The sequence below is a fragment of the Mycobacterium sp. genome (genome assembly GCF_025933915.1).
GTDB lineage: Bacteria > Actinomycetota > Actinomycetes > Mycobacteriales > Mycobacteriaceae > Mycobacterium.
On the sequence record NZ_JAICZA010000051.1, the window covers coordinates 1 to 12,530 of the forward strand.

13 protein-coding genes and 1 pseudogene are annotated in these 12,530 nt (G+C 68.2%); 11 read left to right on the top strand and 3 right to left on the bottom strand.

From position 1 onward, the window contains the following. The 4 genes and pseudogenes from Q0W90_RS10480 to Q0W90_RS10495 form a co-directional block, all read left to right on the top strand. A pseudogene (locus Q0W90_RS10480) lies at positions 1-291 on the top strand (PE family protein); the annotation flags it as partial. 125 nt (positions 292-416) lie between these two features. Beyond that, positions 417-1,259 carry an SHOCT domain-containing protein gene (locus tag Q0W90_RS10485; protein ID WP_297598792.1) on the top strand — a complete coding sequence of 281 codons (843 nt, stop codon included), beginning with the start codon at positions 417-419 and terminating at the stop codon, positions 1,257-1,259. 91 nt (positions 1,260-1,350) lie between these two features. Then, positions 1,351-2,178: a mycofactocin-coupled SDR family oxidoreductase gene (locus Q0W90_RS10490; protein ID WP_297598794.1), complete on the top strand. Its 828-nt coding sequence runs from the start codon at positions 1,351-1,353 to the stop codon at positions 2,176-2,178. A 25-nt stretch (positions 2,179-2,203) separates the two neighbouring features. Then, on the top strand, positions 2,204-3,391 hold the full coding sequence (locus tag Q0W90_RS10495) for an FAD-dependent oxidoreductase (protein ID WP_297598796.1): 1,188 nt from the start codon (positions 2,204-2,206) through the stop codon (positions 3,389-3,391). Positions 3,392-3,426: 35 nt separating this feature from the next. Here the strand turns inward: Q0W90_RS10495 and Q0W90_RS10500 are convergent, their stop codons facing one another. Next, positions 3,427-4,254, bottom strand: coding sequence for an inositol monophosphatase family protein (locus tag Q0W90_RS10500; RefSeq protein WP_297598799.1), 828 nt, complete (start codon positions 4,252-4,254; stop codon positions 3,427-3,429). Positions 4,255-4,788: 534 nt separating this feature from the next. Between Q0W90_RS10500 and Q0W90_RS10505 the strand changes: the two genes are divergently transcribed. Beyond that, entirely contained in the window at positions 4,789-5,649 is an 861-nt protein-coding gene (locus tag Q0W90_RS10505; RefSeq protein ID WP_297699924.1) for an aldo/keto reductase, read from the top strand. A 15-nt stretch (positions 5,650-5,664) separates the two neighbouring features. On the opposite strand, the gene Q0W90_RS10510 is transcribed toward Q0W90_RS10505, so the two are convergent. Further along, positions 5,665-6,708 carry a DUF2332 family protein gene (locus tag Q0W90_RS10510; protein ID WP_297598803.1) on the bottom strand — a complete coding sequence of 348 codons (1,044 nt, stop codon included), beginning with the start codon at positions 6,706-6,708 and terminating at the stop codon, positions 5,665-5,667. Continuing rightward, positions 6,705-7,298 carry a mycofactocin system transcriptional regulator gene (gene mftR, locus Q0W90_RS10515; protein ID WP_297598805.1) on the bottom strand — a complete coding sequence of 198 codons (594 nt, stop codon included), beginning with the start codon at positions 7,296-7,298 and terminating at the stop codon, positions 6,705-6,707. Before mftR ends, Q0W90_RS10510 begins: the two co-directional genes overlap by 4 nt. A gap of 102 nt (positions 7,299-7,400) precedes the next feature. Here mftR and mftA point away from each other — a divergent pair, with 102 nt between their 5' ends. The 6 genes from mftA to mftF all read left to right on the top strand — a co-directional run bounded on the left by mftA (position 7,401) and on the right by mftF (position 12,524). Then, positions 7,401-7,490, top strand: a complete 90-nt coding sequence (gene mftA / locus Q0W90_RS10520; protein WP_007773607.1) for a mycofactocin precursor MftA — start codon at positions 7,401-7,403, stop codon at positions 7,488-7,490. Beyond that, positions 7,475-7,816 carry a mycofactocin biosynthesis chaperone MftB gene (mftB, locus tag Q0W90_RS10525; RefSeq protein WP_297598813.1) on the top strand — a complete coding sequence of 114 codons (342 nt, stop codon included), beginning with the start codon at positions 7,475-7,477 and terminating at the stop codon, positions 7,814-7,816. Before mftA ends, mftB begins: the two co-directional genes overlap by 16 nt. Continuing rightward, positions 7,813-9,024: a mycofactocin radical SAM maturase gene (gene mftC / locus Q0W90_RS10530; protein WP_297598815.1), complete on the top strand. Its 1,212-nt coding sequence runs from the start codon at positions 7,813-7,815 to the stop codon at positions 9,022-9,024. The genes mftB and mftC overlap by 4 nt, the downstream gene beginning before the upstream one ends. Positions 9,025-9,026: 2 nt before the next feature. Further along, positions 9,027-10,214, top strand: coding sequence for a pre-mycofactocin synthase MftD (mftD, locus tag Q0W90_RS10535; RefSeq protein ID WP_297774465.1), 1,188 nt, complete (start codon positions 9,027-9,029; stop codon positions 10,212-10,214). Positions 10,215-10,377: 163 nt separating this feature from the next. After that, on the top strand, positions 10,378-11,109 hold the full coding sequence (gene mftE / locus Q0W90_RS10540; RefSeq protein WP_297598819.1) for a mycofactocin biosynthesis peptidyl-dipeptidase MftE: 732 nt from the start codon (positions 10,378-10,380) through the stop codon (positions 11,107-11,109). Continuing rightward, positions 11,106-12,524, top strand: a complete 1,419-nt coding sequence (mftF, locus tag Q0W90_RS10545) for a mycofactocin biosynthesis glycosyltransferase MftF (RefSeq protein WP_297598821.1) — start codon at positions 11,106-11,108, stop codon at positions 12,522-12,524. The genes mftE and mftF overlap by 4 nt, the downstream gene beginning before the upstream one ends. Positions 12,525-12,530 lie beyond the last annotated feature (6 nt).

The following is a 12,530-nucleotide window of genomic DNA, read 5'->3' on the forward strand; positions in this document are numbered from 1 at the left end:
GCGCCGGCGGGATCGGCGACGCTGGCCTCGGCCACCGCCCCGGCCGGGCCGGCGCGGGTGGCGACGCCGGCTTACGCCCCGGCCAGTTCCCCGGCCGCCGTCCAGCCCGCGGCATCGGCATCGCCCGGCCCGGCCGCCGCATCCCTGCAGCCCGAGGTGGCGGCGCAGCCGTCCCCCGCCACGACGCTGCCGGTATCGCCGCGGACGGCACCGCACTCCCCGGCTTCCCCTTCGGGGGCGCAGGCGCCGGTGCGCCGGGTGCCGGTCGTGCCGCCCGATACGCTCGCTTGATGGCGTCGGCCCGCTGCGGCCGCGACCGCCGGTAGGCGGCCGAAGCCGGTTTGCGCGTATCGCGTTCGCGGCGTGGCCGCGAGCGCTAATCTGACACAAATCCCCAGCAAGCCGAGGAGGGGCAAGTGTTAGCGCGCTACCTGAAGGCACAGTTGGTCGTTTTGCTGTGCGGCGGCCTCGTCGGCCCGATTTTCTTGGTCGTCTACTTCGTCATGGGGCTCGACAACCTGTTGCAGTGGATGTTCTACGTCGGCCTGCTCATCACCGTGGCCGACGTGCTGGTCGCACTCGCGCTGGCGAACTACGGGGCCAGGTCGTCCGCCAAGGTGGCCGCGCTCGAGCAGAGCGGCGTGCTGGCGCTCGCCCAGATCACCGGCATCACCGAGACGGGCACGTGGGTCAACAACCAACAGGTCGTCAAGGTGCACCTGCACATCGCCGGCCCCGGATTCCTGCCCTTCGACAGCGAAGACCGCGTGATCGCCAGCGTTACCCGGCTCGGCAACCTCAACGCCCGCAAGGTGGTGGTGCTGGTCAACCCCACCACCAATGAATACCGAATCGACTGGGAGCGAAGCGCTTTGGTCAACGGTCTGATGCCCGCGCAGTTCACGGTGGCCGAGGACAACCAGACCTACGACCTGAGCGGACAGGCGGGCCCGCTGATGGAGATCCTGCAGATCCTCAAGGCCAACAACGTTCCGCTCAACCGGATGGTCGACATCCGGTCGAACCCGGCGCTGCGCGGTCAGATTCAGGCGGTGGTGCGCCGGGCGGTCGAACAACAGGCCCCGGCTGCCCAGCCGGCACCGGCCGCGGCGCCCGCGGGGGCTCCGGCGGCGGTCGCCACGCCGCCCGAACCGTCGATCGCCGCGCGGCTGCAAGAACTGAACGACCTGCGCGCCAGCGGGGCGCTGACCGACCAGGAATACAACAGCCGGCGCGCGCAGATCATCTCCGAAATCTAGCGGCGCTTCCGGCGACCGACGGGTGAATTAGAACACGTTTCAGTTCCGCTGCTAGCCTGGCTTGGTCTATCGGCGGTCGAAGGGGTTACACGTGGCGCAACAGGCCGGATCACTGCAGGGACGGGTGGCGTTCATCACCGGGGCCGCCCGGGGCCAGGGACGGTCGCACGCGGAGCGGCTGGCCGCCGACGGCGCCGACATCATCGCGCTGGACATCTGCGCGCCGGCGTCCGCCAGCGTGACGTACGCGCCCGCCACCCGCGAGGACCTCGACGAGACCGCGCGCCTGGTGGAAAGCCAGGGACGCAAGATCCTGGCCCGCGAGGTCGACATCCGCGACGACGCCGCGCTGCGGGAGCTGGTGGCCGACGGGATGGAACAGTTCGGCCGGCTCGACATCGTGGTGGCCAACGCCGGAGTGCTGAGCTGGGGCCGCATTTGGGAGCTCACCGATGAGCAGTGGGACACGGTCATCGGCGTCAACCTGACCGGCACCTGGCGCACGCTGCGCGCCACCGTGCCCGCGATGATCGAGGCGGGCAACGGTGGTTCCATCGTGGTGGTCAGCTCGTCGGCGGGACTCAAGGCCACACCGGGCAACGGCCACTACTCGGCCAGCAAGCACGGGCTCACCGCGCTCACCAACACGCTTGCCATCGAGCTCGGCGAATATGGCATCCGGGTCAACTCCATCCATCCGTACTCGGTCGAAACCCCGATGATCGAGCCCGAGGCGATGATGGAGATCTTTGCCAGGCATCCCAGCTTCGTGCACAGCTTCCCGCCAATGCCGGTGCAGCCCAACGGCTTCATGACGGCCGGCGAAGTGGCCGACGTCGTGGCATGGCTCGCCGGCGACGGGTCGGGCACACTCACCGGTTCGCAGATCCCCGTGGATAAGGGTGCCCTAAAGTACTGACCGGCCACCGTGCTAAGAACTCCACGTGAGTAGTGACGAAAGCGCCACCAACGGAATCGTGATCGTGGGTGGCGGATTGGCCGCCGCCCGCACCGCCGAGCAGCTGCGGAAATCGGAGTATTCGGGGCCCATCACGATCGTCAGCGACGAGGCTCACCTGCCGTATGACCGCCCGCCGCTGTCCAAAGAGGTGCTGCGCAAAGAGGTCGACGACACCGCGCTCAAACCGCGCGAGTGGTACGACGAGAACGGCGTCACCCTGCGCCTGGGGTCGGCCGCCAGCAGTCTGGACACCGCGGCGCAGACGGTGACGCTCGACGACGGGACGACGCTGCGCTACGACGAACTCGTCATCGCCACGGGACTGGTGCCGCGCCGCATCCCGGCGATCCCCGATCTCGAGGGCATCCGCGTGCTGCGATCGTTTGACGAGTGCCTGGCGCTGCGCGAGCACGCGTCCGCGGCGCAGCGGGCGGTCGTCATCGGCGCCGGCTTCATCGGCTGCGAGGTGGCGGCCAGCCTGCGCAGCCTGGGGGTGGACGTGGTGCTGGTGGAGCCGCAGCCGACACCGCTGGCCGCGGTGCTCGGCGAGCAGATCGGTGCGCTGGTGGCCCGCCTGCACCGCGCCGAAGGCGTCGACGTCCGCCTCGGGGTCGGCGTGGCGGAGGTGCGGGGTGACACCCGCGTCGAGGCGGTGGTGTTGAGCGACGGCACCGAGCTGACGGCCGACGTGGTAGTGGTGGGCATCGGGTCGCGCCCGGCGACCGAATGGCTCGAGGGCAGCGGCGTCACCGTCGACAACGGCGTCATCTGCGACGAGGCCGGACGCACCAGCGCGCCCAACGTGTGGGCGCTCGGTGATGTCGCGTCGTGGCGTGACGCGACGGGACACCAAGGGCGCGTGGAACATTGGAGCAACGTCGCCGATCAGGCGCGAGCCGCGGTGCCCGCGATGCTGGGGCAGGACGTGCCTCCCGTGGTGGTCGTCCCCTACTTCTGGAGTGACCAGTACGACGTCAAGATCCAGTGCCTCGGCGAGCCGGAGGCCGGCGACATCGTCCATATCGTCGAGGACGACGGGCGCAAGTTCCTGGCCTACTACGAACGCGACGGGGCCCTGGTCGGCGTGGTGGGCGGCGGGATGCCCGGCAAGGTTATGAAGACCCGCGCCAAGATCGCCGCCGCGGTGCCGATCGCCGAAATGCTGGGCTGACCGCCTTTTTGGTTGTCCCGGTTGGCTATTCGGCGTCAGCCGACGGCGGCCGCGTACCGGTCGCTGGGGATCTCGGTGTTCTTGATGACCGTCGCGAGCTGCTCGGCGATGCCCGGCGCGCTGATGACGGTCGACGCGGACTTGTGGGTGTGGGGATTGCCGTGCGCGTCGGTGAGCTGCGCCCCCGCTTCGCGGGCGATCAGCGTCCCGGCGGCGGTGTCCCAGGGCTTGTTGGACATCATCACGCAGGCGTCCAGCGCGCCCTCGGCGACGAAGGCGAGGTCCAGCGTCGCCGCCCCGATCATGCGGATGCGCTCGACGCGGGGCACCAGCTCGGCGGTGAGCGCCAGCCGGTGCTGATTCAGCCTGCCGGCGTCGTGGCCGACGGCGTAGTCGCCAAGGGACACGATGGCCCCGCTGAGGCTATCGGTGGCGCTGGCGTTGATCCGCCGGCCGCCCAGGAACGCACCCTTGCCGTCGATGGCGTGGTAGGTCTTGGCGAGCAGGGGAGCGTGGGTGACGGCGACGACGGTGCGCCCGCCCCGCAGCAGGGCGAGCGATACCGCGCACAGCGGGAGCCCGTGGACGAAGTTCGATGTTCCGTCGATGGGGTCGAGCACCCAGAGCCACTCGGAATTTTCGATGTCCGGCTGTTGCTCGGACTCTTCGGCCAGTAATGCGATGTCAGGTGTGGTTTGGGCCAGGTAGTCGGCGATGTCGCGCTGGATCGCCAGATCGATGTCGGTGACCAGGTCGCGGTCGCCTTTGTGCTGCACCGAACTCGGTTGCGACTTCCTGAGCGTGGTGGCACCGATTTGCGTTGCTTGCCAGGCGATTTCGAAAAATTCTTGCATTGTCTTCATGGGAAAGATTGGCCTCGCTTCCGTTGTTGGCGTGCGTTCGGCGCTTTTCGAGCATAAGGGGTAAGCGATTTCGCGTCACAGGCACCCCGCTGGATCGATTGTCGATCGAAAGCGCTTAGATCGTCGTGGTTTTCGCCAGCCACCGTCGTCTTACTGGGACTTTGGCGCGAATTAGGCATGGAACACAGCCCAATTCGATGGTGATGCACATCACGGGCCGTCGATGTTTTGAATGGCCGAAGGTGGGCAACCGGCTGCGCATGTAGTCGGGACCACAAAATTGCCAGCACGTCGGCGCCAAACCTATTGGGCTGGAAGAGCGTAGCTTCGATAGCCGACGGTTTTTGCTGCGACGACGGGGATCGCCGAGTCCTGTGCATCGGTTGCCGAGCTCCGTTAGTGTCTCCAAGCGAACGATGACCGGGACCTTGCGCAATGCAATGGGTTGGCTGTAACCGCCCGGCTCAGCGGCCGCCGCTGATCGTTCTAATCCAGATATCCCAGTACCCAACTTGGCAGGCAGGTGATTGACAAGTGACAGTGATTGATGAGATATACAGCGCTCCCAGCGCGATTCCGACCGTCGCTCTCAACGACGAGGCGAAGATGCCCGTGCTTGGCTTGGGGGTAGCCAAGTTGTCCGATGTGGAGACGGAAAGCTCGGTACTCGCGGCCCTGGAAGCCGGCTGCCGCCTCATCGACACCGCTGCCTCTTACGGAAACGAAGAAGCCGTCGGCCGTGCGATAGCCGCGTCGGGCATTCCCCGCGAGGAATTGTTCGTCGCCACCAAGCTGGGCACCTCGAAGCAGGGCTTCCACAGTGCCCAGGAGTCGTGCAAGGAGAGCCTCGACCGACTCGGGCTGGATTACCTCGACCTCTACCTGATCCACTGGCCGGCGCCGAAGCTGGGCAAGTACGTGGAGAGCTTCGAGGGCATGAAGGTCGCCCGCGAAGCAGGCCACATCCGCTCGATCGGCGTCTGCAACTTCACCGAGGAACTGCTGGCGACGGTCATCGAGGAGACCGCCGAGGTGCCCGCGGTGAACCAGGTCGAGCTGCACCCGCGCCTCAACCAGGCCGAACTGCGCCAGGCCCACGCCCAGCACGACGTGACCACGCAGTCCTACAGCCCGCTGGGCGTCGGCAAAATGCTCGAGGACCCGACCGTCACGGCGATCGCCGCCGAGTACGGCCGCACGCCCGCGCAGGTGCTGGTCCGTTGGAACCTGCAGTTGGACAACGTGGTCGTCTCGCGGTCGTCCAAGCCCGAACGTGTCGCCCAGAACCTGGACGTGTTCGACTTCACCCTGGAGCCCGAGCACATGGAGGCCATCGAGGGACTGCACGACGGCACCCGGGTGCTGCACGACCCGATGACCTTCATGGGAACCTAGACGTTCGCGAAAACCCTACTGCCAGTGCACCGGTGGGCCGTGCGGATGGCATTCACCCAGAACACGCGAATCGCCATTCGGCCAGCTGCGGGCGCACACCGTGAACCTGATCGGTGCGCCGGGCCCGTCGCGCGCGGGTTCCATCGTGAGGTGGGCGAACGGTGAGCGGCTGTCCGCGAGCGCGGCCAGCCGTGCCAGCTGAGCGCGCACCGCATCGCGTTCGGCGGTGGACAGGTATTGCCAGGTGATCGAATGCCACACGACGGTCAGCGCGCCGTCGGCCAGCGCCACGCCGGCGAGCGCGCTGGCCGCCGTCTGGCGCTCGAGTCGGGCCGGGACCCGGCGGGCGACCTCGATCGCCCCGCGGAGCCGCGCGAGCCGCGCGCCCTGGTCGGGCCAGACGTAACTCAGCACGGTCGTCTCCCCGTCGGCACAGCCGACGTCGATGGGAGCGATGTCGCACCCACGCCGCTCGACGATCCACACCCCGCGCCCGGGCGGCAGTGTGCCGCGCCACGCGTCATCGATGGTCACCGGCGAGTCGGCCGGCCCCCACTGGCCCCCGGCGAAGCGATAGCGGTAATGGTCCGCTCGCAGGTTAAGGCCCGCGCTTGAACCGATCTCGAAAAGCCGTATGGGCAAATCGAATTCATTGATGCGCAGCAACCCGCCGATCAGTGCGGCCGATCGGCCCACCTCATTGGTCTGCGGTGGTTGATCCAACGCCGTGCGCAGGGCATCGGCGTGGCCGGCCGCGGTGTCGCGGATTTGCGGCCAGGCCGATGTGGGATCCCAGCTTCCCCCGGTGCTGGGGTACCAGCGGCGTAACCGCGCCGCGCGGCCGTCGAGCACCAGCCGGTGCAGCCCGCCGAGCAACCGAAGCGGTACCGCGTCGCGGGACGGGGCGTCCCGGTGCCCGGACAGGATGGTCGCGAACACGCCGTCGCCCGCGACGTCGGTGGCCACCAGCTCGAACAGGTCGCCGTACATCGCCGAGCCCGACGCGGCGCAGAACCTGCCCTGGGCTCGCAGCGTGTGCACCAGGTGCTCGACGCTCAATTGTCCAGCCGGTTCAGTCCGGCGCCGACGATGTCGAAGGCATCGCCCAGGGCGACCGGCAACGGGACGGATTCATCGCTCAGCCAGTGTTCGTATGCCGACAGCGCGACCCCCAGCATCGTCCAGGCGGCGGTCCGGGGCAGCAGATCGGTTGTCTTGCAATCGCAACGGCGGGCCACGAACCCGGCGATCACCTCGCGCCAACCGGCGTACATCGTCATCGAATAGGCTTGTAGCTCAGCGGTTTGCAGGATCACCCTCATGCGCTGGCGGTGCCGGGCGGTCTCGGATTCGTCAAAGGTATTGAACGCCAACAGCGCAGCGCGCAGTGCGTCGCCCAGGCGCACCCGAGAATCCACGTTGTCGAGCAAGTCCCGTAGGTGGGCGAGGTGGGTGTCGAAATCGCCCCACGGGATGGCGTTCTTGGACGCGTAGTAGCGGAAGAGCGTGCGGCGGGCGATGCCGGCGGCCTGGGCGACATCGTCGACGCTGACGTCGGCGAACCCGCGGGCCGTGAACAGGTCGATGGCGACGTCGGTGATCTGGGCCGGCGTGGTCGAGCGGCGCCTGCCCACCCGCGGCTGCGGCATCTTCGGACCCCGCCCTTCCATTTCGGCACTCGATGCCATATTCTGGCGTCGAGTGTGACTCAGACCCCATCGTTGTCAAGACCGGACGAAAGGCAAGGCCCCGTGGACCACGAAACCGAAACTGACACCCAACTCGTCACCGAGACCCTGGTCGAAGAGGTCTCCATCGACGGCATGTGCGGGGTCTACTGACCGTGCCTGCGCCCGCGCAGGCCCACACGCATCGCCCCGTCGGCGACACCGTGTTCGATCCTGATCGCGGCTGGCGACTGCACCCGCAGGTGGCGGTGCGGCCGGAACCGTTCGGCGCGCTGCTCTACCATTTCGGCACCCGCAAGCTGTCGTTCCTGAAGAACCGCACCATCCTCGCGGTGGTGCAGTCGCTGGCCTACCACCCCGATGTCCGCTCCGCCTGTCGCGCGGCGGGCATCGACGACGCCGGGCAGGGTCCCTACCTGCACGCGTTGGGTGTGCTCGTCGACTCCAAGATGCTGGTGCCCCGAGAGGACCATCAATGACCGCACCGCCCCAAGCGGCCGTACCGCGCCTGATCGACCAGTTCGAGCACGGGCTCGACGCACCCATCTGCCTCACCTGGGAACTCACCTACGCCTGCAACCTGGCGTGCGTGCACTGCCTGTCGTCGTCGGGCAAGCGGGATCCGCGAGAGCTGTCGACCCGTCAATGCATGGACATCATCGATGAGCTGGAACGCATGCAGGTGTTCTACGTCAACATTGGTGGCGGGGAACCCACTGTGCGCCCGGACTTTTGGGAGCTGGTCGACTACGCGACCGCCCACCACGTCGGCGTGAAGTTCTCCACCAACGGCGTCCGGATCACGCCCGAGGTCGCCGCGCGGTTGGCGGCCAGCGACTACGTGGACGTGCAGATCTCACTGGACGGCGCCACCGCCGAGGTCAACGACGCGATCCGCGGACCCGGGTCGTACGACATGGCGGTGCGCGCGCTGGAGAACCTTGCGGAGGCCGGGTTTGCCGACGCGAAGATCTCCGTGGTCGTCACCCGGCACAACGTCGATCAGCTCGACGAATTCGCCGCGCTGGCAAGCCGTTACGGTGCCACGCTGCGGATCACCCGGCTGCGCCCGTCCGGGCGTGGCGCCGATGTCTGGGAAGAGCTGCATCCCACCGCCGACCAGCAGGTCCAGCTGTATGACTGGCTGGTCGCCAAGGGCGAGCGGGTGCTCACCGGCGACTCCTTCTTCCACCTGGCTCCGCTCGGCCAATCCGGCGCGCTGGCCGGTCTGAACATGTGCGGGGCGGGCCGCGTGGTGTGCCTGATCGACCCGGTCGGCGACGTGTATGCCTGCCCGTTCGCCATCCATGACCGCTTCCTGGCCGGAAATGTGCTCTCTGACGGCGGTTTTGACAACGTATGGAAAAACGCCCCGCTGTTCCTCGAGCTGCGCGAACCGCAGTCGGCGGGCGCCTGCGGCAGCTGCGAGCACTACGACAGCTGCCGGGGCGGATGCATGGCCGCCAAGTTCTTCACCGGCCTGCCGCTGGACGGCCCGGACCCCGAATGCGTCCAGGGCCACAGCGCGTCGGCGCTGGCGCACGACCGTGAGACACCCCACCCGCGGGCCGACCACTCCCGCGGGAAGCGCATCCGCCAACCGGTGCCGCTCACGCTGTCGCTGCGGCCGCCGGCAATCACCCCCGCGAAGCCACCGAACCGCCCGTGTAATGAAAGTCCGGTGTGACGATGGCCGACAAATGGTTTGAAACCGTTGCCATCGCGCAGCAACGCGCGAAGCGCCGATTGCCGAAATCGGCCTATTCGTCGCTGGTTTCGGCCAGCGAAAAGGGAATCACGGTTTCCGACAACGTCGGAGCATTCGGTGAGCTCGGTTTCGCTCCCCATGTCGTCGGCGCGCCGGAAAAGCGCGACATGTCGACCAGCGTTATGGGCCAGGATATTTCGATGCCGGTGCTGATCTCGCCGACCGGCGTGCAGGCCGTGCACCCCGATGGCGAGGTGGCCGTCGCGCGGGCCGCCGCCGCCCGCGGCACCGCCATGGGCCTGTCCTCGTTCGCCAGCAAGCCGATCGAAGAGGTCATCGCGGCGAACCCCCAGTTGTTCTTCCAGGTGTACTGGCTGGGTGACCGCGACGCGATCGCCGCGCGGGTCGAGCGCGCCCGGGCGGCCGGGGCGGTGGGCCTGATCGTCACCACCGACTGGACCTTCTCGCACGGCCGGGACTGGGGCAGCCCCTCGATCCCGGAGAAGATGGACCTGAAGACCATCGTCAAGATGAGCCCGGAGGTCATCACCAAGCCGCGGTGGTTTTTGCAGTGGGCGAAGACCATGCGGCCGCCGGAGCTGCGGGTGCCCAACCAGGGCCGTCGCGGCGAGCCCGGGCCCCCCTTCTTCGACGCCTACGGCGAATGGATGGCGACCCCGCCGCCGACCTGGGAAGACATCGCCTGGCTTCGCGAACTGTGGGGCGGTCCGTTCATGCTCAAGGGCGTGATACGCGTCGATGACGCCAAAAAGGCTGTGGACGCAGGGGTTTCGGCGATCTCGGTGTCGAACCACGGAGGCAACAACCTGGACGGCACCCCGGCCTCGATTCGCGCCCTGCCCGCGATAGCCGCGGCCGTCGGCGATCAGGTCGAGGTGTTGCTCGACGGCGGCATCCGGCGCGGGAGTGACGTCGTCAAGGCCGTGGCGCTGGGGGCGCGCGCGGTGATGATCGGCCGGGCATACCTGTGGGGCCTGGCCGCGGCGGGCCAACCGGGCGTGGAGAACGTCCTCGACATCTTGCGCGGCGGCATCGACTCGGCGCTGATGGGTCTGGGGCATTCCTCGGTTCATGACCTGGGTCCCGACGACATCCTGGTGCCGCCCGGTTTCACCCGGGCGCTGGGCGTGCCGTCGACCGGCGGATAACGTAAGCCGGGCTATCCAGGGCGGCTTTGTCCGAATTATTTGACGGTCGCGGAAATCGTGGTACGGGCGGGATAACCGTGACGAACGAGCCCACAATTCGAATGCCCGGTGAACGGCGTGGGAAAAAAGATATTTTCAAGATTCAACAATTGGTGCACGCCAGGTGAATTCGTCCTACCATCACCGAGTGCCCGTACTCGGCGAATTAGGAACAGCGACGTCGAGCCAGCTGTCCGGCAAGGCGGCGTCGGTCATGGTTCCGCTGGGGTCGACCGAACAACACGGTCCACACCTGCCGCTGGATACCGACACCCGGATCGCGGCGGCGGTCGCCCGCGGGGCACAAGCCCGTCTGAAAGACCAGTGGCTGGTGGCGCCGGCCATCGCCTACGGCGCGAGCGGCGAACACCAGAGTTTTGCCGGGACGATCTCGCTCGGCACCGAGGCCCTGACGCTGCTGCTGGTCGAGTACGGCAGGTCAGCGGCCACGTGGGCCCGGCGCGTCGTCTTCGTCAACGGCCACGGCGGCAACGTCACCGCGCTGGGCGCCGCGGTGGCCCGGCTGCGCTCCGAGGGCCGTGACGCCGGATGGTGCCCCTGTGTGGCCGCCGGCGGTGACGCGCACGCCGGTCATACCGAAACATCGGTGTTGCTGCATATCTCGCCGGCCGATGTCCTGACCGACCGGTGGGTCGCCGGCAACCGGGCGCCGTTGCCCGAGTTGCTCGGGTCGATGCGCCGTGGGGGAGTCGCGGCCGTCAGCCCGGTCGGCGTGCTGGGCGACCCGACCACCGCCACCGCCGCGGAGGGCGAGCACATCTTCACCGGGATGGTCGATGAGTGTGTTCGCCGGGTCGCCCGGTGGGGGCCCGGCCCCAACGGGATGCTGACGTGAGCGCGCCGGCGGCCCGGCTGCCCGACGGGTTCGCCGTCCAGGTCGATCGCCGCGTGCGGGTGCTCGGCGACGGCTCGGCCCTGCTGGGCGGTTCACCGACCCGGCTGTTGAAGCTGGCGCCGGCCGCACAGGACATGCTCTGCGAGGGCCGGCTGAAGGTTCGCGACGATGTCAGCGCCCAGCTCGCCCGTACCCTGCTGGACGCCACGGTGGCGCATCCCCGGCCGGCGGGCGGCCCGTCGCACCACGACGTGACCGTGGTAATTCCGGTGCGGAACAACCTCTCTGGCGTGCGGCGGCTGGTGAGTTCGCTGCGCGGCCTGCGTGTCGTCGTGGTCGACGACGGCTCGTTCCCCTCGGTCGAGCCGGAAGACTTCGTCGGCGCGCACTGCGACATCGAGGTGTTGCGTCACCACCGCAGCAAGGGGCCGGCGGCGGCCCGCAACACCGGGCTGGCGGCCTGCCGGACGGACTTCGTCGCATTCTTGGATTCCGATGTGGCGCCACGCCGGGGCTGGCTGGAAGCTCTGCTCGGTCACTTCTGCGATCCCACCGTGGGGCTGGTCGCGCCGCGCATCGTCGGCCTTTCGCACAGCGAGAACGTGGTGGCGCGCTACGAGGCGGTGCACTCCTCGCTCGACCTCGGTGAGCGCGAAGCGCCGGTGTTGCCCCACAGCACGGTGTCCTACGTCCCCAGCGCGGCGATCATCTGTCGGTGCTCGGCCATCCGGGAGGTCGGCGGGTTCGACGAGACGTTGCAGTCCGGCGAGGACGTCGACCTGTGCTGGCGGCTGATCGAGTCGAATGTCCGGTTGCGTTACGAGCCGATCGCGCTGGTCGCCCACGACCACCGCACCGAACTACGGGATTGGCTTGCGCGGAAAGCGTTTTACGGTGGCTCGGCGGCTCCGCTGTCGGTGCGTCACCCGGACAAGACGGCGCCGGTGGTGATTTCCGGCTGGGCGCTGATGACCTGGATTCTGATGGCGTTCGGGTCCACGCTGTCGCGACTGGCGTCCATCGTGCTGGCCGTCCTGACGGGTCGCCGGATCGCCCGGGCGATGCGCAGCGCCGAGACGTCGATGACCGATGTCGTGATGATCGCCGGCCGTGGCCTGTGGTCGGCGGCGCTGCAGCTGGCGTCGGCGCTGTGCCGGCACTATTGGCCGCTGGCGTTGGTGGCCGCGACCATGTCACGCCATTTCCGCCGGGTGGTGGTGGTCGCGGCAGTGATGGACGGCGTGGTCGACTGGCTTCGCCGCCGCGACGCCGTCGGTGACGATGTCGAACCGATCGGACTGCCGACCTACCTGGTGCTCAAGCGCGTCGACGACCTGGCGTACGGCCTCGGGTTGTGGTGGGGTGTGCTACGGGAGCGCAACGTGCGCGCCCTGAAACCCCAGATCCGGAGTTAGCCACCG